The sequence below is a fragment of the Pantoea sp. X-Soil-OKNW-713 genome, from assembly GCF_059730685.1.
In genome coordinates this window covers 4,181,677-4,202,403 of the sequence record NZ_AP035995.1, presented here as the reverse complement: position 1 = coordinate 4,202,403, position 20,727 = coordinate 4,181,677, and the positions used below count along the sequence as shown (strand labels likewise).

22 protein-coding genes and 1 riboswitch are annotated in these 20,727 nt (G+C 57.3%); of the genes, 9 read left to right on the top strand and 13 right to left on the bottom strand.

From position 1 onward, the window contains the following. The first annotated feature begins 27 nt into the window (after positions 1 to 27). Together AC6I8R_RS19645 and AC6I8R_RS19640 are read left to right on the top strand one after the other, a co-directional pair. A complete protein-coding gene (locus tag AC6I8R_RS19645) occupies positions 28 to 849 on the top strand; it encodes a M55 family metallopeptidase (protein ID WP_021184960.1) in 822 nt (273 codons plus the stop codon). A gap of 83 nt (positions 850 to 932) precedes the next feature. Continuing rightward, positions 933 to 1,769 carry a fumarylacetoacetate hydrolase family protein gene (locus AC6I8R_RS19640; RefSeq protein ID WP_497832713.1) on the top strand — a complete coding sequence of 279 codons (837 nt, stop codon included), beginning with the start codon at positions 933 to 935 and terminating at the stop codon, positions 1,767 to 1,769. A gap of 68 nt (positions 1,770 to 1,837) precedes the next feature. Here AC6I8R_RS19640 and AC6I8R_RS19635 read toward each other — a convergent pair whose 3' ends face one another. From AC6I8R_RS19635 to AC6I8R_RS19605, 7 genes are all read right to left on the bottom strand, one after another. Then, positions 1,838 to 3,349 carry a serine hydrolase domain-containing protein gene (locus tag AC6I8R_RS19635; RefSeq protein WP_415173619.1) on the bottom strand — a complete coding sequence of 504 codons (1,512 nt, stop codon included), beginning with the start codon at positions 3,347 to 3,349 and terminating at the stop codon, positions 1,838 to 1,840. Continuing rightward, positions 3,346 to 4,086 carry an ABC transporter ATP-binding protein gene (locus tag AC6I8R_RS19630; RefSeq protein WP_415173620.1) on the bottom strand — a complete coding sequence of 247 codons (741 nt, stop codon included), beginning with the start codon at positions 4,084 to 4,086 and terminating at the stop codon, positions 3,346 to 3,348. The genes AC6I8R_RS19635 and AC6I8R_RS19630 overlap by 4 nt, the downstream gene beginning before the upstream one ends. A gap of 113 nt (positions 4,087 to 4,199) precedes the next feature. Beyond that, positions 4,200 to 5,027, bottom strand: a complete 828-nt coding sequence (locus AC6I8R_RS19625; RefSeq protein WP_021184956.1) for an ABC transporter ATP-binding protein — start codon at positions 5,025 to 5,027, stop codon at positions 4,200 to 4,202. Next, on the bottom strand, positions 5,028 to 5,927 hold the full coding sequence (locus AC6I8R_RS19620) for an ABC transporter permease (RefSeq protein ID WP_021184955.1): 900 nt from the start codon (positions 5,925 to 5,927) through the stop codon (positions 5,028 to 5,030). Next, on the bottom strand, positions 5,924 to 6,934 hold the full coding sequence (locus AC6I8R_RS19615; protein WP_021184954.1) for an ABC transporter permease: 1,011 nt from the start codon (positions 6,932 to 6,934) through the stop codon (positions 5,924 to 5,926). The genes AC6I8R_RS19620 and AC6I8R_RS19615 overlap by 4 nt, the downstream gene beginning before the upstream one ends. Further along, positions 6,934 to 8,529, bottom strand: a complete 1,596-nt coding sequence (locus AC6I8R_RS19610) for an ABC transporter substrate-binding protein (RefSeq protein WP_036626742.1) — start codon at positions 8,527 to 8,529, stop codon at positions 6,934 to 6,936. The genes AC6I8R_RS19615 and AC6I8R_RS19610 overlap by 1 nt, the downstream gene beginning before the upstream one ends. 22 nt (positions 8,530 to 8,551) lie before the next feature. Beyond that, positions 8,552 to 8,731 carry a hypothetical protein gene (locus AC6I8R_RS19605; RefSeq protein WP_036626739.1) on the bottom strand — a complete coding sequence of 60 codons (180 nt, stop codon included), beginning with the start codon at positions 8,729 to 8,731 and terminating at the stop codon, positions 8,552 to 8,554. Between AC6I8R_RS19605 and AC6I8R_RS19600 the strand changes: the two genes are divergently transcribed. Together AC6I8R_RS19600 and AC6I8R_RS19595 are read left to right on the top strand one after the other, a co-directional pair. Beyond that, positions 8,730 to 9,794, top strand: a complete 1,065-nt coding sequence (locus AC6I8R_RS19600) for a dipeptidase (RefSeq protein ID WP_021184952.1) — start codon at positions 8,730 to 8,732, stop codon at positions 9,792 to 9,794. The genes AC6I8R_RS19605 and AC6I8R_RS19600 overlap by 2 nt on opposite strands. Before the next feature lie 2 nt (positions 9,795 to 9,796). After that, complete coding sequence (locus AC6I8R_RS19595; RefSeq protein WP_497832712.1) at positions 9,797 to 10,711, top strand: LysR family transcriptional regulator; 915 nt, start codon at positions 9,797 to 9,799, stop codon at positions 10,709 to 10,711. 504 nt (positions 10,712 to 11,215) lie between these two features. Here the strand turns inward: AC6I8R_RS19595 and AC6I8R_RS19590 are convergent. Both AC6I8R_RS19590 and AC6I8R_RS19585 read right to left on the bottom strand, forming a co-directional pair. Beyond that, a complete protein-coding gene (locus AC6I8R_RS19590; protein ID WP_208724368.1) occupies positions 11,216 to 12,568 on the bottom strand; it encodes an MFS transporter in 1,353 nt (450 codons plus the stop codon). Between the two features lie 173 nt (positions 12,569 to 12,741). After that, positions 12,742 to 13,644 (bottom strand): GntR family transcriptional regulator, encoded by a 903-nt coding sequence (locus tag AC6I8R_RS19585; protein WP_208724367.1) that lies wholly within the window; start codon positions 13,642 to 13,644, stop codon positions 12,742 to 12,744. A 135-nt stretch (positions 13,645 to 13,779) separates the two neighbouring features. Here AC6I8R_RS19585 and AC6I8R_RS19580 point away from each other — a divergent pair, with 135 nt between their 5' ends. Next, positions 13,780 to 14,808 carry a zinc-binding alcohol dehydrogenase family protein gene (locus tag AC6I8R_RS19580; RefSeq protein WP_021184948.1) on the top strand — a complete coding sequence of 343 codons (1,029 nt, stop codon included), beginning with the start codon at positions 13,780 to 13,782 and terminating at the stop codon, positions 14,806 to 14,808. 112 nt (positions 14,809 to 14,920) lie between these two features. On the opposite strand, the gene AC6I8R_RS19575 is transcribed toward AC6I8R_RS19580, so the two are convergent. After that, positions 14,921 to 15,838: a nucleoside hydrolase gene (locus tag AC6I8R_RS19575; protein ID WP_497832711.1), complete on the bottom strand. Its 918-nt coding sequence runs from the start codon at positions 15,836 to 15,838 to the stop codon at positions 14,921 to 14,923. A gap of 97 nt (positions 15,839 to 15,935) precedes the next feature. Between AC6I8R_RS19575 and AC6I8R_RS19570 the strand changes: the two genes are divergently transcribed. The 4 genes from AC6I8R_RS19570 (at position 15,936) to AC6I8R_RS19555 (ending at position 18,026) form a co-directional block, all read left to right on the top strand. Then, positions 15,936 to 16,163, top strand: coding sequence for a prevent-host-death family protein (locus AC6I8R_RS19570; protein WP_021184946.1), 228 nt, complete (start codon positions 15,936 to 15,938; stop codon positions 16,161 to 16,163). Between the two features lie 9 nt (positions 16,164 to 16,172). Then, positions 16,173 to 16,514, top strand: a complete 342-nt coding sequence (locus AC6I8R_RS19565) for a hypothetical protein (RefSeq protein ID WP_021184945.1) — start codon at positions 16,173 to 16,175, stop codon at positions 16,512 to 16,514. Between the two features lie 44 nt (positions 16,515 to 16,558). Continuing rightward, a riboswitch (Fluoride riboswitch) is annotated at positions 16,559 to 16,634 on the top strand. Positions 16,635 to 16,725: 91 nt separating this feature from the next. Further along, on the top strand, positions 16,726 to 17,103 hold the full coding sequence (gene crcB, locus AC6I8R_RS19560; protein WP_021184944.1) for a fluoride efflux transporter CrcB: 378 nt from the start codon (positions 16,726 to 16,728) through the stop codon (positions 17,101 to 17,103). 107 nt (positions 17,104 to 17,210) lie between these two features. Then, positions 17,211 to 18,026 carry a sugar phosphate isomerase/epimerase family protein gene (locus tag AC6I8R_RS19555; protein WP_208724366.1) on the top strand — a complete coding sequence of 272 codons (816 nt, stop codon included), beginning with the start codon at positions 17,211 to 17,213 and terminating at the stop codon, positions 18,024 to 18,026. Here the strand turns inward: AC6I8R_RS19555 and AC6I8R_RS19550 are convergent. The 3 genes from AC6I8R_RS19550 to AC6I8R_RS19540 form a co-directional block, all read right to left on the bottom strand. Next, a complete protein-coding gene (locus AC6I8R_RS19550; protein ID WP_021184942.1) occupies positions 18,023 to 18,628 on the bottom strand; it encodes an alpha/beta hydrolase in 606 nt (201 codons plus the stop codon). The two genes, AC6I8R_RS19555 and AC6I8R_RS19550, sit on opposite strands and share 4 nt — an antisense overlap. An 11-nt stretch (positions 18,629 to 18,639) precedes the next feature. Then, positions 18,640 to 19,581, bottom strand: coding sequence for a glutathione S-transferase family protein (locus AC6I8R_RS19545; protein ID WP_021184941.1), 942 nt, complete (start codon positions 19,579 to 19,581; stop codon positions 18,640 to 18,642). Between the two features lie 99 nt (positions 19,582 to 19,680). After that, positions 19,681 to 20,580 carry a LysR family transcriptional regulator gene (locus AC6I8R_RS19540; protein ID WP_497832710.1) on the bottom strand — a complete coding sequence of 300 codons (900 nt, stop codon included), beginning with the start codon at positions 20,578 to 20,580 and terminating at the stop codon, positions 19,681 to 19,683. Positions 20,581 to 20,727 lie beyond the last annotated feature (147 nt).

Genomic DNA, 20,727 nt, shown 5'->3' with positions numbered 1-20,727 from the left:
CATGATTAACGGAACAAACATCACCCTATGAAAATCTTTATCTCCGCCGATATCGAAGGCATCGCGGGCGTGATGCGCCCGGAACAATGTTCACCCGGCCATGCGGAATATCAGCTGGCGCGTGGATTAATGGAACAGGAAGTCAACGCCGCCATCGACGGGGCGTTTGCCGGTGGTGCCACTGAAGTGGTGGTGGCCGACAGCCACGCGCAAATGACCAACCTGCGCGCAGAAAATATCGATGCGCGTGCCCGGCTGGTACAGGGCAAACCGCGCGGTTTGTCGATGGTCGAAGGGCTGGAGCAGCAACCGTTCGATGGCCTGTTTTTTATCGGTTATCACAGTGCGGCAGGAGAGCCGGGCGTGCTGGCGCACACCATTAACGGTCGTGCGTTCTGGCGCATCCATATCAACGGCAAAGTGATGGGCGAGAGCGATATCTATGCCGCTGCGGCTGCCGAACAGGGCACACCGCTGTGGCTGGTGAGCGGCGACGATCAGCTCAAGGGTTGGATGGGCGAGCATTATCCATCGGTGGACTACGTCTGCGTAAAACGCGCGATTTCCCATACCTGCGCAGAATCCATCAGCCCGCAGGCGGCGCAAAACGCCATTCGCGCGGCGGCGACGGCGGCAGTGCAGCGTGCCAGTCAGGTCAGCACCACCCGCCTCAGCGCCCCTTATGAGATGCAGCTCCAGGCGAGCAAACCGGTGCTGGCCGATCTGTTCAGCCTGATCCCCGGAGTAACACGTATTGATGCGGTAACGGTGGGCTATCGTGCCGAGCAGATGGGGACACTGATCAGCCTGCTGAGTGCCTTCTCCTATCTGGCGAGTACGCAAAATTAAGCCACATCGCGCGCAGGTCGTACCGCTTTCCTGTGCGGCTTTTGGTAACCTGCGCGCGATTTTTTTATTCCAACGAGGCAGTCATGCAGCTTTGCAGTTTTTATCTTATTGACCAGGCAACAAAAAGTTATGGAATCGTGCAGGAACAGGGTGTGGTGGATCTCGGCAAACGCCTCGGTGCCGAATGTCCCGACCTGAAAACCCTGCTGCAACGTGGTGCGCAGAGCGACCTGGCAGCGTTCCACGCGCTGCCTGCCGATTACCCCTTCAGTGCTATCCGTTTTCTGCCGGTGATTGAGAATCCAGGTAAGGTGTTTTGCGTCGGGATGAATTATGCCGACAAACGCAAAGAGTTTGCTGAAACCCTTGAAGCGCCGACCTTATTTGTGCGCTTTGCCGACTCGCTGGCGTCTCATGAGCAGCCGCTGCTGAAACCGGTCACTACCCAGGAGTTCGACTATGAAGGCGAGCTGGCGGTGATCATCGGCAAACCGACGTATCAGGTCAAAGCGGATGAAGCGTTGGCCCACGTCGCCGGTTACAGCTGCTTTATGGATGCCACCGTGCGTGACATGCAGTTCACCTGGTTCACTGCCGGGAAAAACTGGCCGCAAACCGGAGGTTTTGGCCCGTGGATGACCACTGCGGATGAGATCCCCGATCCACAGCAGTTGGCGATTAAAACCTGGCTGAATCAGCGTGAAGTACAGAACGACACCACCGCCAGCATGGTGCATCCGGTAGCGAAGATCATCGAATACATCTCGGCATTCAGCCCGCTGGCGGCAGGGGATGTGATCATCACCGGTTCACCGGGCGGCGTGGGTAAGAAACGCACGCCACCGCTGTTTATGTTCCCCGGCGATGAGATTGAAGTGGAGATCGAAAAAATCGGACGCCTGCGTCACCCTATTGCGTGATAAATCACGCCGCTACTGATGGGTGCAATCATTGGTAGCGGCGCAATTCATCGCGCGGGTCTTGGTGCTTAGCGCGTAAACGTTACCACACGGCTGCGGTTCAGCAGCAGCCGCACGCTATCGCCGCTGCGCGCCAACACAAAACGTTTTTCCCACGGACCATCCAGCGCGGTAGCCAGCACGCGATCGCCGCCCAGCGATTGCAGCGTGGCACGAATCGCCGCCGGGCCGATGCCCATCGTCAGCTCATCCCCTTCAATCACCATTTCACTGCGCCACTGCGGCGCAAACCAGCGTCCTTGCAGGTTATCGAGGCTGGCGCTATCGGGTTGCACCGGCACAAAACGCCGCGCGGCATGGCCGATTTCACCAACAATCGCCGCACCGTCGTGGCGTAACTGCATGGGGAAGGTACTGGAAAGGGAGACGGCGTCGCCGTGACGCTCGTCGCGCCACAGAGTTTCACCGGCACCGAGCCAGGTGGCGGTAACACCGTTAATCTCCAGCCAGTCGGCGGCATCTGGTGCCACATACAAACCGGGCGTCAGATCGTGCCCCTTCTCCGGCAACGTCCGGCCCAACGCCGCCGCCAGGATACGCAGTGCACTTTCGGAGGTGGTGATATCTTCGCGGTTGGCGACCAGAGCCACCCCAATCTTCAGTTCCGGGTGCAGCAGGAAGTAACTTTTATAACCAGCATGGGAACCGCCATGACCAAACAGCGTCTGGCTACCGAGCGTCGAGCTGGTGATGCCAAGGCCATAACCGCTGGTGCGTCCATCGTTGAGATTGCGCGGCGCACTCAGCCGTTGCAGCACGCCTGCACCGGGACCGGTGTCTGCCAACAGCGTTTGCAGCCAGCGCGTCAAATCATGCAGGCTGCCGGTCACGCTGCCGGATGCCGACAGATGCAGACCGGCGCTGGAAAGCTGCCACTGCTGCCCATTATTCCAGTAACCCGGCACCAGGCCGGGGACGATATCAAACCAGCTTTCCGGGGCGAACAGGTTGATATCCAAAGGTTCGCAGACGTATTGCTGCAACAGGTCGTTGAACAGCACGCCTTTGGCTTTCAGCGCTTCTTCCACCAGACGATAACCGGTGTTGGTGTAGGAAATCTCGCTACCGGGTGGATAACTGAGATCGCCTTCGCGCGCCACGAAAGCCAACAGGTCGGCGGCGGTGGTGGCGTTGTAGACCGACAAACCGAGCAGCGACAGGGTTTCACGCACATCCGGCAAACCGCTGCTCATATCCAGCGCCTGGCCGACGGTTACTGAACCATTAGCGCCGGTCAATTGCGGCAGATGCTGGGCCAGGGTGTCTTCCAGTTGCAGATAGCGGCGGCCTGGCCCGGTCACCAGTGCGGCAAACAGATGTTTGGTGATGGAAGCAAAGCGCACCACGCTGTCGGCGGTGAACGGCGTTTGTTGGGCCAGATCGGCCAAACCGGCACAGTGGGTAGAGTGAATATGGTGAGCATCGAACAGCACGATGGCCCCGCCGGGTGCGCCGGGTTGTTGCCAGCTTTGCACAATTGAGTTTGCAACATCTGCGGCCTGTTGCCAGTGGGCTGTCATGCCGGTTCCTCCAGCGTCATGCTGAGATCAAAAAGTTGCGCGGTGTGCGGATGCTGGATGCGGCGGGCGCGCAGGTCATCGGCGCTTAGCTGCTCCACCATCTCGCCATGTTGCATCACGCCAATGCGCTGACACAGGTGCGTCACCACCGCGAGGTTGTGTGTCACCATAATGTAGGTCAGTTTGCGTTCGCTGCGAAGATCGCTAAGTAAATTAAGGATTTCCGCCTGTACCGACACATCAAGTGCGGAGGTCGGTTCATCCAGCAGCAGCACTTCCGGCTCGGCAATCAACGCGCGGGCAATCGCCACACGCTGACGCTGCCCACCGGAGAGCTGGTGGGGATAACGGAACCGCACCGCCGCAGGCAGGCCCACTTCGCTCAGAGCCTGGCTGATGCGTTGCTCGGCGCGATCGAGCTGATGTACCAGCAACGGTTCGTGCAGGATACGGTCAATGGTCTGGCGTGGATGCAGCGAACCGAACGGGTCCTGAAACACCATTTGCACCTGACGAAAAAAGGTCCGGCTGCGTTTGGCACTCAGCGCCTGACCACCGAAGGTCATGCTGCCTTGCCAGTGTTCATTCAGGCCCGCCAGCGCCCGCAGGATGGTGGATTTGCCGGAACCGCTTTCGCCGACCAGACCAAAACTTTCGCCGTTACCAACGGCAAAGCTGACGCCTTTCACCACGGTGTGCGCACCAAAGGCGATGCGCAGATTATCGATTTGAATCATGTGTTTTGCTCGTTTAGCTAATCATCCGATCCAACTCGCGCGATAAATCGCGCCGCTACAGGCTGCACCAGACCGTGGCGGCGCGATTCATCGCGCAATTTCGGAAACGCTTATTAATCCCGCCACGCCGCATCGCGCTGCAACACCGGCAACCGCTCGCGCGGATGGCGCAACGATGGCAGGCAGGCCAGCAATCCGCGGGTATAAGGATGCTGCGCTTGTTGTAGCTGCCCGGCTTCCAGCAATTCGACGATCCGTCCGGCGTACATCACCGCCACGCGATCGCAGAAATGCGACACCAATGGCAGATCGTGGCTGATCAGGATCAACCCCATGCCGCGCGCAGAAACCAGATCGTCAATCAGTTTCAGGATCTCGGCCTGCACCGTGGCATCCAGCGCGCTGGTGGGTTCGTCAGCAATCAGCAGCTCCGGATCCGGTGCCAGCATCATGGCGATCATCACGCGCTGGCCCATGCCGCCAGAAACTTCATGCGGATAGCGCTTCGCCACCGTCTCGGGATCGCGGATTTTGACCTGTTCCAGCAACTCAATCGCCGCCTGCATCGCCGCTTTTCTGCTGCCGCCTTTGTGCTCGCGCCAGGCTTCGGCAATCTGCTGGCCGATGGTCATCACCGGATTCAGCGAATATTTCGGGTCCTGCAAAATAAAACCAACGCGCTTGCCGCGAATCTGGCGCAGCACTTTTTCGCTGGCGCCGCGCAGATCGATACCATCAAAACGCAGCACATCTGCCGTGACTTCGGCATTGCCCGGCAGCAATTGCATCAGGCTGCGCGCCGTCAGCGATTTGCCGGAGCCGCTCTCGCCAACAATGGCGAACTTCTCGCGACCAACGCTAAAGCTGACGCCACGCACTGCTTCAAAAGTCTCAGCACGATTGCGGAAGGCAATGCGCAGATTTTCAATTTCCACCAACATTTAGCGCTCCTTCGGGTCCAGCACGTCGCGCAGACCGTCGCCAAGAAAGTTGAACGCCAGCGACGTCAGGAAAATAGCGATACACGGCATCAGCGGCACCCACCATTCGCTGAACAGGAAACGGCGCGCGGTGGCGATCATCGTGCCCCATTCCGGTGAAGGTGGCTGTGCCCCCATACCGAGAAAGCCAAGGCTGGCAGCGGTGATGATGATCGAACTCATGTCGAGGGTGACGCGCACAATCAGGCTTGGCACGCACAACGGCATGATATGGCGCAGAATAATGCGTAACGGCGCTGCCCCGGTCAGACGACTGGCTGCGATAAAATCGCTGTTGCGGAACTGCAACGTCTCCGCACGCGCCAGGCGCGCATAGGGCGGCCACGCGGTGAGGGCGATGGCCAGCACCGCACTTTCGACACCCGGTTTCAGCGCGGCGACAAATGCCAGCGCGAGAATCAGGCGCGGGAAGGCGAGGAAGATATCGGTCAGACGCATCAGCGCCTTGTCGACAAATCCACCGGCATACCCGGCGATACAGCCAATTAACAGGCCGAGCGGGGCGGTCAGCAACACCACGGCGATCACCATGCCAAGCGTGGTGCGCCCGCCATAAATGATGCGCGTCCAGACATCGCGCCCCAGTTCATCGGTGCCGAGCCAGTGTGCCCAGGACGGTAACGCAAGGCGGTTATCCAGATGCTGCGCGCCAGGATCGAACGGTGTCAGCAGCGGGGCAAACAGCGCCAGCAGCAACATCAGGAAAATGACCAGCAGCCCCGCCATCGCCAGCGGGTTGCTGCGCAGGCTGAGCCACAGACGATAGCGACGGCCCCACACCGCCTGACGGCGGTTAGCTGGCGTGTCATCAAGTAGCCAGTCACGAGAGAAAAAGATCATTTTACGCGCGGGTCCCAAAGTCGATAGAGAAGGTCAGCCAACTGGTTAAGCAGCACATACACGGTGCCGACCAGCAAGGTTGCGCCCACCACCGGGTTCATGTCGGCATTCATCAGCGAGGTGGTGAGATACTGCCCGAGGCCCGGCCAGGCAAAGACGTTTTCCGTTACCACCGCGCCTTCCAGCAGTCCGGCGTAGGTCAGCGCCAGCACCGTCACCAGTTGCACCGCCACGGTGGGGAAGGCGTGACGCCAGATCACCCGAGCCGCAGATAAGCCTTTGGCGCGTGCCGTAATCACGAACTCGCCGCTCAGGGCGTTGAGCATAAAAGTGCGCGTCATACGCGTGATGTAGGCCATGCTGAAATAAGCGAGGATCAACACCGGTTGCGCCATATGCGCCAGCGCATCGCGGAAAGCGTCATATTCACCTGCCAGCAGCGAGTCGATGGTGAGGAAACCGGTGACCTGCGGCACCATATCCTGCCAGATGATGTCCTGACGCCCCGGTCCTGGCGCGATACCCAGCACCGCGTAGAACACCAACAAACTGAGTAACGCCAGCACGAACACCGGCAGCGAGTGGCCGGCGAGGCACACTACGCGGATGGTTTGATCCACCCAGGTGCTTTGCCGCACCGCCGCCCACACGCCCAGCGGGATACCGATCAACGCGGCGATAATAATCGCCGCCGTTGCCAGCTCCATAGTGGCAGGGAAGAAACGTGCGATATCGGTGGTGACCGGATTGGAGGTCAGAATCGATTTGCCGAGATCGCCATGTAACAGCTGATTGAGGTAATGACCAAACTGGATGTAAAGGGGCTGATCCAGCCCCATCTCCGCACGTACGCGCTCCACAACGGACTGAGGCGCGTTATCACCGACCGCTGCCAGCACCGGATCGGTGGGCATCACGCGGCCAATGAAAAAGGTCAAAACCGACAGGCCAAACAGCGTCAGCACCAGGCTGCTCAGGGTGCTGACGATTTTCTTCAGTAACGGCATCAGGCTTTTTTCACCTGCTCATACGGCCATTGTTCCAGCACCGTCATATGGACATCGCTGATATTTTTGCCGACGGCGACGTTTTTGGTTTTCTGCATCATGTAGATAAACGGACTCTTCTCGCGACCCAACTGCTGAATCTGGTGATACAGCGCAATACGTTTGGCCGGATCGGCTTCGTGCAGCGCCTGCTCGGTCAGCTTGTTGAACTCATCATCAGACCAGCTACAACGCCAGGCCAGCGTGCGGTTGCGCGCGTTGTCGCTGTTGTCGGTGTTAACGCAGAAGGCTTCGGTATTGGAGTTCGGGTCGAAGTAATCCGCACCCCATACGGTCAGCGCCAGTTGATGCTGACGGGCGCGCATTTTGGTCAGTACCTGACGGTTTTCCGCCGCAATCAGCGACACTTTGATGCCAATCGCGCCCAGTTGGGTCTGAATCGCCTGGGCGATATCCGGGTAGGGCTGCATCGAGTAGTGGTCGAGGGTGATTTCAAACCCGTCCGGATAACCCGCTTCCGCCAGCAACGCTTTGGCTTTGGCGACATCTTTATGGAATGGGTTGTCGTCCAGCGCTGCCGGGAAACCGCTCGGCAGGAAACTCTGATGGGTGGTGAAGCTCATCGAAAGAATGTTTTTCTGGATGCTGTCGTAATCCAGCGCCCATTTCAGGGCCTGCCATACCTGCGGTTTTTTCAGGTATTCGTTATTGGTGTTGCACGACATCAACATCACGGACGAGAGGGACTGATTGACCAGATTGACCGCAGGATCGTTTTTTACCTGCAACAGTTGTTCGGTGGTCAGGTCATAAGCGGCATCGACATCGCCTTTTTTCAGCATCAGTGCCTGGGCCGCCGGGTCGGCGATATGTTTCAGGATCACGCGTTTAATTTTGCTTTGGTTAGCAAATTGCGGGCTGAGTTCCAGAATAACGGTTTCGCTGGCTTTCCAGGTGCGCAGGGTAAAGGCACCGGAACCGGCGCTGTGCTGTTTCAGCCAGGCGTTACCGAAGTCGTTGTTCTGCTGGTTCGCCAGGCACGCTTTCTTCGATACGATGCTGCCGACGGTGGCTGACAGGCAATACAACAGGAAGCTTTCAGCGGCCGGTGCGCCCAGTTTCATCTCCAGCGTATGGGTGTCTTTCGCTGTCACCAACTGGGTGACGTTATCTTTGGTAAAGCCAAATTGGTTAATGATAAACGCCGGGCTTTTATCCAGTTTCACGATACGTTCGATGGAGAACGCTGCATCTTCGGCAGTAACGGGCGTGCCGTCGGCGAATTTAGCCGCCGGATCGATGTGGAAGGTATAAACGCTGTTGTCGGCGTTCACTTCCCAGCTTTTTGCCAGCGCGCCAATCACTTTGTCGGCCTGCTGTGGGTCCGGCATGACCAGCTTCTGATACAGGTTGCCGCAGATCTGGCCGCCGATAGCTTCAAAGCTTTCATGCGGGTCGAGGCTGGTCATGTTATCCAGCTGCATCGCCATCACCAGCATGCTGGGGGGCGTGGCAGCAAAGGCAGAATTGAGGCTGAGATACGAAAGGAAGGGCACTGCGGTGCATCCTGCAAGAAAACGTCTTCTGGTTACCATGACAACTCCAACTTATTGATTATTAAAATAAAAAAATTATTATTTGCTGTTTTTTGTCTTGACATTCCCGCCGGGCAGGAGGATTAATAACAGGCATTAAGCCTTTTGTTTCATACGCAGCCGCTTGCCCTGTTTCGGTGCATTGTGCCCCGTCAACTGGCAGCGTTTGCGCTTTCCCCTGAACAAGAAACGGATACAACATGTCTGACTCGCCGAACGCCAACCGGATTGCCATCCCGGTTTTTGATGGTCACAACGATGTCCTCAACAAACTGTGGCAACACCATCAGCCCGATGCCGTGAATGTTTTTTTCAACGGCACTGAATCAGGCCAGATGGACTTTCCCCGCATCCGGCACGGAAATATGGTAGGTGGGATTTTTGCCACCTGGGTGCCATCACACCCGCTAGTTGCAAGAAGTGCGCCAGACCTCTCAGATTTTCCTCATGAAATTATCAGCACTGCGCGCGATGCCACCTTCTCCATGCTGGCGTTATTGCTGCGGATTGAGCAGGCGTCGCAGGGCCAGGTAAAAATCTGCCGCAGCGTGCGTGATATTCGTGAATGCATGAGTAAAGGGGTTCTGGCGGTGGTGATGCATGTTGAAGGGGCGGAAGCGCTGGATACGCATGGCGAGCTGCTGGACATCCTCTACGCCAGCGGGCTACGTACCCTGGGGCCGCTATGGAGCCGCCCGAACCAGTTTGGCGACGGCGTCCCCTTCCGTTATCCCTCCTCGCCTGATATCGGCAATGGTCTGACGGCGGCAGGTAAACAACTGGTGCGTGACTGTAATCAGCGCCGCATCATGGTGGATCTGTCACATATGGATGAAAAAGGTTTCTGGCACACCGCTGAGATCAGCGATGCGCCGCTGGTGGCGAGCCACTCCAATGCGCATGCGCTGAGCGCCCAGTCACGTAATCTCACCGATCGTCAACTGGCAGCGATTGCGGAAACTCAGGGTTTTGTCGGCGTGAACTTTGCGGTGCCGTTCCTGCGTGAAGACGGCGATCGTCACGCGCCCACCACGGTGGATGCCATCGTGCGGCATGTGGAATATCTGCTGGAAAAAGTGGGTGAAGATGGTGTCGGCTTTGGTTCCGATCTGGATGGCGCGACCATGCCGGGCGATATGAAAGACGTGGCCGGTTTCCCGCTGGTGGTGGATGCGCTGGCGGCGCGCGGTTATTCGCAAGAGTTGCTGGAGAAAATTTGCTACGGCAACTGGCTGCGTGTGCTTGAAGCCACCTGGGGCGAATAATCGTGCGATTGCGACATATTGAGGTGTTTCAGGCGATTGTGCAGACCGGCAGCATCAGCGGTGCGGCGCGCCTGCTTAATGTGTCGCAGCCGAATGTCAGCCGGGTGTTGAACCACGCCGAGCAGCAGCTTGGTTTTGCGCTGTTTGAACGGCGCGCCCAGGGGATGATTGTGACGGCGGAAGGGCGGCGTTTGCTACCGGAAGTGGAAGAGCTGTATCAACGCTTACAGTCCATCACCGAGCTGACGGAGCAACTGCGGCGTGGCGAAGGACAGACGGTGCGCGTTGGTGCGGCGCATGCTTTTGGTCAGATGGTGCTGGCCCCGGCGCTGGTCACCTGGCGACAACAGGTGGCATCGGTCAGCGTGGAGTTGGTCACCGAACATTTCAGCACCTTGTGTCGCAGCATTCTCGATAATCAGCTCGATTTCGCGCTGGTATTTGGTCAGCAGGTGGATGCTGACCTGCTGGCGGAACCTTTGTTTCAATCCTCAATGGTGGCGCTGCTGCCGCTGCATCATACCCACAACGAACCGGTCACCCTTGAATGGCTGTGCGCCAATAACCTGCTGATGATGCAAAGCCAGGACCCGTTGGGCCGTGTGCTGCATCGCGCGCTGCGGGATAAGGGGTTAAATCCCGGGGTGTCGTTGTCGATTAAAACCTACTCGGTGATTGCCGACATGGTGCTGGCGGGCGGCGGCGTGGGGATCGTGGATCTGTTTACCGCCTGTCGTTATGCCGATCAGCTGAAGCTGCTGCCAGTGGCGCAGCCGTTGCCGTTTGAGGTGATGCTGATTAGCCGCCGTGACCGGCCTCAGTCGCAATCGACCCTGCAACTGAAACAGGTGATTCGTAATAAGTTGTGGGAGATTGCGCGGCAGTGTGAATCACGGTTTTTTACGGTGAAACCGTAGCGCTGGTGGGTTTCAGTTCGCCAGTGTGGCGACCGAGCAAAGGGTGCCTGGCCGCACCCTTTGCAATCCCGGGCCCCGCGCCAGCCTCCCTCGCCGCTACGCGGTGTTTTTTGCGCGATAAATCGCGCCGCTACGGGTAACGTGCGGCCATTTGTAGCGGCGCGATTTATCGCGCAATTAAGAGAGCACCTGGCTTACAGGCGGTGAGGTGGGCGGCATCCGCAGCGCCGAGCGCAGAGGGAAGGCCAGGCCGAGCCGCATGGATGCGGCGAGAGAGCGGAATGAGCCAGGGATGGCGAATCCGCGCGTGCCGTAAGGCCTGAGTGATAAGCGAGGGAACAGCGCAGAGCGCTGCGCGAGGACGGCGCAGGGCGCGGATTGTTAAGGCCCGCGCCCTCGGGCCTTAACCCGTCCGCCTGCACGTTGCAGCTGAAACTCCACAATGCCCGGCGGGCGGAACCTACTCATAGTCAAACCGCTGCGGCGGGCGGAACCTTTCCAGAATCAAACCCCATCCGTAATCGGTTTACGCACCAACAACAGATACGCCAGCGCCCCTACCACCGTCACACCGGCACAAATCATCAGCGCCAGGCTGAAGGATTTGGTGGTATCCAGCACCCAGCCCGTCACCACCGGTGCAAAGGAGGCGAACACAAAGCTGGCAAAGTTCTGGATACTGCCGACCGACGCCGTCATGCGTGCAGTGACGTTGGCATGAATCAATCCCCAGCAGGACGTACCGGCAAAATGGATACAGAACAGCGCCATCCCAATCAGCGTCACCGCGCTGGTGGTGTCAGTGGCACGGGTGACGAAGGCGGTAAATGCCGCTGACAGCAACATACCGCTGACAATGCTCACCTTACGCACCTTCACTGCATTTATCCCACGACGCACCAGCGCATCCACCACATAGCCGTTGAGCAACATCCCGGCGGCACCGAACAGGAACGGAATCGCCGCCAGTAAACCGGTGCTTTTCAGGTCGAGGTTATAGGTGGATTGCAGGTAGCCCGGCAGCCAGGCGATATACAGCCACGCGGTGTAGTTGATGCCGCTGAAACCAATCATCATGCCCCACATGGTGCGTTGCTTAAACAGACCACGCCACTCGGCAAAACTGATCGGCTCCTTGCGTGATGCCACGCTACCCGCCTGTAAATAATGGATCTCTTCCGCGCTCAATTTGTTGTTGTCGCGATCGCGGTAGGTCAGATACCAGCCGATAGCGAGGAACATCCCCAATACGCCGATGGTGACAAACATACCGCGCCAGCCCAGCACCAGCATCATCGCTGCCAGAATGGGCGGGGCAATTGAAAGGCCAATCATCGAGGCGGCGTTAAACATCCCCATCGGCATACCGCGATCTTTGATGTTGAACCAGTCGTTGATCACCTTCACGCCGCACGGGTTCATCGGCGCTTCGCCAATACCCAGGCCGATACGCACGAGGATAAATTGGGTGAAGTTATGCACCATACCGGCGGCGGCCTGGAACAACGACCAGAAGAACATGCCAATCGCCAGCATAATGCGCGGGCCTTTGCGGTCCAGCAGTGCACCGCACGGCAGCTGCGCCAGACCATACGCCAGCGAAAACGCTGACAACAGTACGCCAATCTCGGTGGCCGACAAACCCAGCTCGCCGCGAATGGTCATATTGGCGACGGACAGGGAACTGCGGTCAAGATAGTTAATAATGGCGGCGAACAGCAGCAACAACATCGCTGTCATCTGAATCTTTCTGATGCGCGGTGAGCGCACCACATCGCCGCGTGCAGGGACAAATTCGCGTCCATCTGCGGCTGGGGCTGGCGCTGTCTCGCGACCACGAGCCGACGTATTTTCCATTGCAACCTCCCGGATCTGGGTACTTATCGTTATCAGTCAGTGTGGGGTTCTGTGGTCGCCAACCGATGCGACCTCAACAGATGGTTCCGAGACTAGAAGCAAAGATGACAGGATGTTGCAAAGATGTTTCTGATTCGTGCGGGAGCTAATGCTTTGTGGTTTTTAATCGGTTTTTAATTGTACTGACGGATCGATCGGATCATCGAGGTTTTGGCGGTGTCGAGATGGGCATGTAATGCACACAGCGCTTCCACATCCTGACGGCTAATCAACGCGGTGAGGATCGCCATATGTTCCTCCAGTGCCACGATATTACGCTGCTTTAAATCGCTTTCATCCCATTGATAATGCGAGTGAAAAATCACCGAGATAATCTCCAGCGATTGATTAAAAAATGGGTTGTTGGCGGCGGAAAGAATCAGCGAATGCATCTCCTTATCCAGTGCGGCGAAGTGGCGGTAATCGCTGGCGATGGTGTCTCGCATCGCACGGTGCCGGTCGAGTAAATCGCGAGCCTGAATCCAGCGCTCATCTTCCGATGCCAGATTGAGAAAGCGATTTAACGCGTGAGTTTCCAGCATTTCACGCAGCTCAAACAGTTTTTCCGCGTAATTCTGGTCGAACTTTTTCATGCGCCACTGACCGCGCTTCACCGGCTCCAGCAGGTTGTAGCGCATAAAACGCAGTAAAAACTCACGCACCACCACCGGGCTGACCTTCACCCGCTGCGCCAGTTGCAGCTCGGTAAAGGTATCACCCGGCATCAGCAGCCGCTGGTTGATCAAATTAAAAAATGCCTGCTCGAATTGCGTGGCCTGCTGCTCAATCGGTGGAGTGAGGGCACTGAAGCCATCTTCATCGCTGGGGTTACGCACGATGACATACGTCTCATCCACTTTATCCAGAATGCCGCGCTGGTGCAGGTAATGCAGGGTGTGGCGCACCGTGGTACGGCTGATATTGAACATCTCCGCCAGCGCCGCCTGCGGGGGTAAAGGCGAACGGATATGGCGCTGCGCGATGCCTTCCAGCATTTGGTTGATAACGTTCTGACGCAGATTCTGGCTTCGGCTCATAACAGGCTCCGGTTTTTTATTTATTAAAAACCATCGAAAGCCCAAAAAAATCGTTCTGCCTCACACTTTTGCGTGCGCAACAAGCCGTTAACATCGATTCTCGCCATAACTGTGACAACAGCACAGGAGAAACCTATGACAAGCATGAAAACCCTGGTGGTGGCGGAACCGCGTAGCATGGTGTGGCAGCAGCGTGCCAGACCGACCCCGGCCGCCCACGAGGTTCTGATCAAACCGATTACCGCCGGGATTTGCGGCACCGATATCCATGCCTGGGCGGGGAACCAGCCGTTTTTCAGTTATCCACGCGTGTTGGGCCATGAGCTATGCGGCGAAGTGGTGGCGCTGGGCGCTGAGGCGAGCGGCTTTACGCCGGGGCAACGTGTGGCGTTGATCCCGTACGTCGCCTGCCAGCAGTGCGACGCTTGTCAGAGCGGCAAAACCAACTGCTGTGAAAACATCTCGGTGATTGGCGTGCATCAGGATGGTGGTTTCTGCGAACTGCTCAGCGTACCGCAAAACAATTTACTGGCGGTGGATGATGTTGCACCGGAAGCGGCAGCCTTGATCGAGCCATTCGCCATCAGCGCCCACGCGGTGCGCCGGGCTGCGGTGATGCCGGATGAGCAGGTGCTGGTGGTCGGTGCCGGGCCGATTGGCCTGGGTGTGGCGGCAATTGCCGCAGCAGCCGGCGCGCAGGTGGTGGTGGCGGATACCAGCGAACAGCGGCGGGCGCATGTCGCGCAGCAACTGGGGCTGGCAACCATCAACCCGCTGGATGCGGATTTTGACGCCACGCTGCGCGCGCAGTTCGGTGGACGCCTGGCGGCCAAGGTGATCGATGCCACCGGTAGCCCGGCAGCAATGAACGGCGCGGTAAAACTGATTCGTCACGGCGGCACTATTGTGTTTGTCGGCCTGCACAAAGGCGACCTGGTGATCCCCGATACCGAATTCCACAAAAAAGAAACCACGTTGATGGGCAGCCGCAATGCCACGCGCGAAGATTTCGACAAAGTGCGCGCACTGATGGCGAGCGGCCAGCTACGTGCTGACATGATGCTCAATCGGCATTATGACTTCTCCACCCTGGCGGAAACCTTTGAACCCGAGGTGATCAACAATCGCGAGCTGATCAAAGGCGTCATCCACTTCGCCCGTTAAGTTTTCATCGGGCCCCGCACCGTGGGTGTGCGGTGCCGCAAAAATCGCGTGATAAATCACGCCGCTACAGGCCATCAATCATCCCAGTAGCGGCGCGATTTATCGCGCGTCTTTACGCCTGCAATGTGGCGAAAAAGTGCTGGCGCACTGCGTCAGCCTCCACCCCAAGACACAGGCGCTGGGCATGCAACCCGGCAAAGGGGTCATGGCGTGAGGCGAGGGCGTTGAGGCGGCGTAACGTCTGACCGCTGCTGATACCTTCCGTCACCACGCGTACCGGCGCTTCCGTGACGTGAAAGGCGTGCGGCAGCGCCAGCCAGGAAAGGGTCAAGGTGTCGTGCAGTGCCATACCCGCAAACCCCTCTTTTTCCAGGCTATACGCCAGATAGGGACGGCAGATGGCGCTCAACACCGGCTGATTAAGTTGATGTACTTCATTTGCGGTAATCAACACCTTATGGGTGACATCCAGCGGCAGTACCACCACTTTTAACGCCGAGGACAGCACCTGGTCGGCGGCATGCGGGTCTTTCCAGATATTAAACTCGGCGAACGGCGTGACGTTGCCGCTGTGTCCGTCGGTGCCGAATGCGCCACCCATGATCACCAACTCTTTCACCAGTGGAATAATATCCGGGGCCTGATTGATGGCGCTGGCAATATTGGTCAACGGGCCAATCGCCACCAGGGTGATGGTATGCGGGTGAGCGCGTACGCTGTCGATAATAAATTGTACCGCGCTGGGGGCCTGATCGCTGTGCGGGTTAGGGAAGGCATCGCCCAAACCATCTTCCCCATGCAGACGCGCCGGCTCAGAAGGGGTCAGCGCCAGCGGGCGTGAACACCCGCGATACACCGGGGCATCAATAGCCATTTTCTCGCAAAACAGCCGGGCGTTTTTCACCGCCTGGCCCACCGGAACATTGCCAAATACCGTGGTGATACCCAGCAATTTCTGGGTGCGCGCGGCATACGCCAGCGCAAAGGCGTCATCCACGCCGATATCAGTATCAAAAATCAGGGTGCGCATAGGGGTCTCCTCTTCAATTCCTGGAAAGGTAAAGCAAAAATCAGTGATTGCGAAGAGAATATAAAGAGTCTAAATTTAGACCATTGTGGAGGGCGACATGAAAATAGAAACTATCAGCTACATCAAGAAAAATGCAGCGACTCTTGAGCTTTCGGAACCAATTCTTGTGACACAAAATGGTACGCCAGCATACGTTATTGAGTCCTGGGAAGCGCGCCAGCAAAGAGACGAAACTCTGGCATTACTGAAGTTACTCGCTTTATCTGAAGAGGACAAAGCGGCTGGAAAAGGTATGACGCGGCAACAGCTATTAGAAGATCTCTGAGGATAAAATATGCAGCACAAGGATGAGCACTTTCATATCGTCTATCTGCCAACTGTGCGATTGAGTCTTCAGGAGATTGCATCTTTTCATCGCCGCCTGGGTAATGATCATAAACCTATTATTGCGAAAGCATTAGATGAATTTGAATCGCGAGTGAGCCAGTTCCCGTTAGGTTGTCAGATTTGTTCTGAATTGGCAGAACATGGTGTCACTCGTTATCGAGAATTTAATAGTTCAGACGGCTACAGGGTTTTGTTTTCCGTTGAACAGCAAACTGTTTACGCTCATGTTTTCTTGTCTCAACGACAGAGTATTCAGCAGTTACTTTTCAGACGTTTGATTGAGCACTGACCATTCTCTTGTTTGCACCATAATGCCAGCCATCGTATTATCAACCCCCTCAAGGTGATGGCGTGCCACCTTCCCCAACCGCCGTTCTGGCAACAGACGGCTGATGACGCCTGACAACACTCTTATCCCTGCGCGGGAGACGGCGGTGTGTCAGGTGTTTTTCTGTCCTGCCGCGGCCCTGCGCGTTTCAAACATCAGGAGCTACACATTTATGTTGAAGTCGCTGTTGGCTGTTATGCTCGGTGGTGCCGTGGGTTGCACACTGCGCTGGCTGATTTCCCTCCGTTTTAACACGCTATTCCCCAATCTGCCGCCCGGCACCTTAATGGTGAATCTGATTGGTGGATTTATTATTGGTGCTGCACTGGCCTGGTTTTTAAAGAATCCACAGCTTGATCCGGCCTGGAAATTGCTGATTGTCACCGGTTTGTGTGGCGGTTTGACCACCTTCTCCACCTTCTCGGCAGAAATTGTCGTGCTGATCCAGGCAGGCAAATATTTCTGGGCGATGTCGAGCGTGATGGTGCATGTGATCGGTTCTTTATTGATGACCTTTGCCGGTTTCGCCGTGGTCAATCTGCTGGGCTAAACGGAGCGCTTGAAATAACCTTTAAGAGGTAGATACTGGTCAGAGTTCTGTACGTGTGACGCACAGAACGTGTCACCGATTTATCCGGACGATTAAGGAGCACGTTGATGAGTAGTCACCCCAAATTCCTTAACCTGGTGTTGTTAAACGGTGAGCCCGAAGAGAAATTGCGAGCAGCGCATGCCGCGGGCTTTGATCAGGTTGAAATCTGGCGTGAAGATGTTCAGGCCAGCGCGCAGGGCACCCTGGCGCTGGCGCAATTGGCCGCTCAGCAGCAGCTTACGTTTACCAACTTGCAGGTATTACGCGATTTTACCGGTGCGCCGGATCGTGAACGTCAGCAGAAACGCGAAGAACTGCGTCAGTTTATTCAGGTCGCTCAGGCGCTGGGCTGCGACACCATTCAGGCACCGGCCACTACGCGTGAAGATTGCCTCGCGGAACGTATCGATGAGGATTTGCAGTGGATGGCGTCGGAAGCCGCGCGCTACAAAATGCGTATCATGTACGAGCCAATGGCGTGGTGCAGCGTCGATAACACCCTGCCGCTGGCGTGGGAGCGCCTGCAACGGCTGGATCAACCCAACATTGGTTTGGTGGTCGATCTGTTCCACATCTGTGCGCGGGGCGGCGATGCTTCGCAGCTGGATGGTATCCCCGCCGATCGCATCTATGAAGTGCAGCTGTGCGATATGGCGGCACTGCCGCCGCAGAACAATGACGCCATTATCGATATTGCGCGTCATCAGCGTTTATTACCGGGTGACGGCATCATCGAAGTGGAACGTTTTGTCGATAAGCTGAAAAGCGCCGGTTACAACGGCCCGGTTGGCATCGAGGTGTTTAACGATGCGTTAAAAGCGCAGCCACCGGCAGTGGCGGCGCAACAGGCGTGGACTGCGCTGAATCGCTACTGGCCTTAATCCTGCAAACATTGCGCGATAAAGGCAGCCGCCTGCATCGCGCCCTGCGAAGAAATGGTGTGGCCGGTGGCCGGTTCAAAACGTGTTTCCAGCGTCACACCCGCGGTTTTCAGGCGCAGCGCGGCGGATTCGCTCTCGGTCCAGGGGATCACGCCGTCAGCATGGCCGTGGATCAACAGCGCAGGCGTCAGCGGTTGCGGCGTCAGGGCACCGTCAAAGGCCAGACGGCCAGAGAATGCCACCACACCCGCCAGCGGATGACGACCCGACGCCAGCGCATCCAGCGCCATAATCGACCCCTGCGAAAAGCCCACCAGAATCACTTTATCCCAGGCATCGGTAAAGCCATGCTGTGCCATTAATTGCTGTAGCGTGGCATCGAACGCAGCGCGCGCTTCACGCACCCGTGCCGGACGGTTTTCCACGGTGACGCCGTTCAGGCTAAACCACTGATAACCCATGCCGTGTTCAAACGGATAAGGCGCATTCGGGGAAGCGAACGCCACATCCGGCAGCAGGCTGGCCCAATGCTGGCCGAGTACCGCCAAATCGTCACCATTGCTGCCGACGCCGTGCAGAAAAATCACTAACGCTTTTGCCATCTTACCGCTCCTTAAAAACCGTATTCCGCCATATCCGGGCCAACCGGCACGATACCATTCGGGTTCAGTGCTTTGATGGAATAGTAGCCCTGTTTGATATGGTCAATATTCACTGTCTGACGCACGCCGGACACCGACAGCATACTCTTCAGGTAGCGATCGAGCAGCGGATAGTCGCGCAGGCGGCGCAGGTTGCATTTGAACAGGCCGTGGTAAGCCGCGTCAAAGCGGATCAGCGTCACAAACAGGCGGATATCGGCTTCGGTCAGGCGCTCACCCAGCAGGAAAGTACGGCCATCGCTCAGGCGTTCCTCCAGCTCATCCAGTTGGCTGAAAACATCCTGAAACGCCTGCTGGTAGCTGATTTGCGTGGTGGCGAAACCAGTGCGATACACGCCATTATTCAGACGCGGATAGATCGATTCGTTGATCGCATCGATCTCGCTGCGCAGATCCTGCGGATACAGATCGAGGCTGTTATCGGCCAGATCGCCGAATCCGCTGTTCAGCATCCGCAGGATGTCGGCGGATTCGTTATTCACGATGGTTCCGGTTTTTTTGTCCCACAACACCGGCACGGTGGCACGACCGGTGAAATCAGACGCGGCGCGGGTATACAGCTCGTGCAGATATTCGGCGTTATTCAGCGTATCGCGATCGGCGCCGGGATAATCGCCGAAATGCCAACCCTGGTCACCCAGTTGTGGCTCCACCACCGACACGCTGATCACCTGCTCCAATCCTTTGAGGTTGCGGGCAATCAGGGTACGTGAAGCCCACGGGCAAATCAGCGCCACATAGAGGTGATAGCGATCCGGCTCGGCGGCAAACTCGCTGGAACCATCGGCGGTGATCCAATGGCGAAAACTGGATGTCTGACGGACAAAGCCGCCCTGTTTATCGGTGGCCTGAACCGGATGCCACTCTGCGCTCCACTTACCGTTTACCAACATCGCTCTGCTCCTCTGTGGTGATGTTGGTTAGCTTAACCCGCTGCCGGATGGGTGATAATCCGGGCAAAATGGCTTTCATTGCTTCCAAATTGGAAGGAATCAGCCTGGTGGATAATGACGGAAATGCTCGGCGAGAAAGTCGATCAGCAGACGGGTTTTCTGTGCCAGATGGCGGGCCGGAGGATAAAGCGCAAACAGGCCAAGCGGCGGGGTGGCAAAGGCATCCAGCAGCGAGACGATCTCACCGCGTTGCAGGGCCGGCGCGGCGATAAAACCCGGTAAGCGCGCGATGCCCAGTCCGGCCAGTGCCGCCTGTAAACAGGCTTCGGTATTGGAAAAACACAGACGACCGCGAATTGGCATATTAACGCTATCGCCGCATGGGGTGACGAACGGCCAGTGCCAGGGATCGCGGAAATTGGTGTCGCTGATACATTGGTGTGCCGCCAAATCGCGCCAGTGCTGCGGCGTGCCGTGTTGCTGGAGATACCCCGGCGAAGCCGCCACGCGCACCGGCACATCACCGAGGCGGCGGGCAATCAGGCTGCTGTCATCCAGCTTGCCAATCCGAATCGCCATATCAAACCCTTCATCGACGATATTCACCGCCCGATCGGAGAAGTTCACGTCCAGTTCGATTTGCGGATAGGTGCGGGCAAACTCCACCAGCACGCTGGCGAGCACGGCGGTGCCAAAGGTGCCGGGGGCGCTGATCTTCAGGCGTCCGGTGGGAGTCGTTGCGCTTTCACGCACCGTGGCATCGAGGGTATCGAAGGCTTCCAGCAGGCTTTTTACCCGTTTGTAATAAGCGCGCCCCACTTCAGTGGGAGAGAGGGCGCGTGTGCTGCGTTTAAACAACTGCACACCCAGCTCCTGCTCCAGTTTGGATACCAGCTTTGACGCCTGGCCGCTGCTGGTGCCAAGCCGTGCGGCGGCACCGGCAAAGCTGCCGACTTCCAGCACGGCAACAAACATACGGTCACAATCAAGACGATCCATGGCGCTTCCTGATGGTAAACAAAAGCGGAGTATATAACGTCTGATGGATCCGTAGCGGCGCGATTTATCGCGCGCTTTTTTCCGGCACAGCGCTCTGGTTTAAGTTCGCATTCGGTGCGCTGCACCTTTCCCCCGGCGGCAAAACCT

Coding starts and splice junctions, on each gene's coding strand:
- AC6I8R_RS19550 (WP_021184942.1), bottom strand. CDS start 18,628: ATGGCAAAAGCGTTAGTGATTTTTCTGCACGGCGTCGGCAGCAATGGT.
- AC6I8R_RS19600 (WP_021184952.1), top strand. CDS start 8,730: ATGTCTGACTCGCCGAACGCCAACCGGATTGCCATCCCGGTTTTTGAT.
- AC6I8R_RS19555 (WP_208724366.1), top strand. CDS start 17,211: ATGAGTAGTCACCCCAAATTCCTTAACCTGGTGTTGTTAAACGGTGAG.
- AC6I8R_RS19580 (WP_021184948.1), top strand. CDS start 13,780: ATGACAAGCATGAAAACCCTGGTGGTGGCGGAACCGCGTAGCATGGTG.
- AC6I8R_RS19630 (WP_415173620.1), bottom strand. CDS start 4,086: ATGATTCAAATCGATAATCTGCGCATCGCCTTTGGTGCGCACACCGTG.
- AC6I8R_RS19605 (WP_036626739.1), bottom strand. CDS start 8,731: ATGTTGTATCCGTTTCTTGTTCAGGGGAAAGCGCAAACGCTGCCAGTT.
- AC6I8R_RS19545 (WP_021184941.1), bottom strand. CDS start 19,581: ATGTTGGTAAACGGTAAGTGGAGCGCAGAGTGGCATCCGGTTCAGGCC.
- AC6I8R_RS19585 (WP_208724367.1), bottom strand. CDS start 13,644: ATGAGCCGAAGCCAGAATCTGCGTCAGAACGTTATCAACCAAATGCTG.
- AC6I8R_RS19575 (WP_497832711.1), bottom strand. CDS start 15,838: ATGCGCACCCTGATTTTTGATACTGATATCGGCGTGGATGACGCCTTT.
- AC6I8R_RS19625 (WP_021184956.1), bottom strand. CDS start 5,027: ATGTTGGTGGAAATTGAAAATCTGCGCATTGCCTTCCGCAATCGTGCT.
- AC6I8R_RS19620 (WP_021184955.1), bottom strand. CDS start 5,927: ATGATCTTTTTCTCTCGTGACTGGCTACTTGATGACACGCCAGCTAAC.
- AC6I8R_RS19590 (WP_208724368.1), bottom strand. CDS start 12,568: ATGGAAAATACGTCGGCTCGTGGTCGCGAGACAGCGCCAGCCCCAGCC.
- AC6I8R_RS19615 (WP_021184954.1), bottom strand. CDS start 6,934: ATGCCGTTACTGAAGAAAATCGTCAGCACCCTGAGCAGCCTGGTGCTG.
- AC6I8R_RS19540 (WP_497832710.1), bottom strand. CDS start 20,580: ATGGATCGTCTTGATTGTGACCGTATGTTTGTTGCCGTGCTGGAAGTC.
- AC6I8R_RS19645 (WP_021184960.1), top strand. CDS start 28: ATGAAAATCTTTATCTCCGCCGATATCGAAGGCATCGCGGGCGTGATG.
- AC6I8R_RS19635 (WP_415173619.1), bottom strand. CDS start 3,349: ATGACAGCCCACTGGCAACAGGCCGCAGATGTTGCAAACTCAATTGTG.
- AC6I8R_RS19570 (WP_021184946.1), top strand. CDS start 15,936: ATGAAAATAGAAACTATCAGCTACATCAAGAAAAATGCAGCGACTCTT.
- AC6I8R_RS19565 (WP_021184945.1), top strand. CDS start 16,173: ATGCAGCACAAGGATGAGCACTTTCATATCGTCTATCTGCCAACTGTG.
- AC6I8R_RS19610 (WP_036626742.1), bottom strand. CDS start 8,529: ATGGTAACCAGAAGACGTTTTCTTGCAGGATGCACCGCAGTGCCCTTC.
- crcB (WP_021184944.1), top strand. CDS start 16,726: ATGTTGAAGTCGCTGTTGGCTGTTATGCTCGGTGGTGCCGTGGGTTGC.
- AC6I8R_RS19640 (WP_497832713.1), top strand. CDS start 933: ATGCAGCTTTGCAGTTTTTATCTTATTGACCAGGCAACAAAAAGTTAT.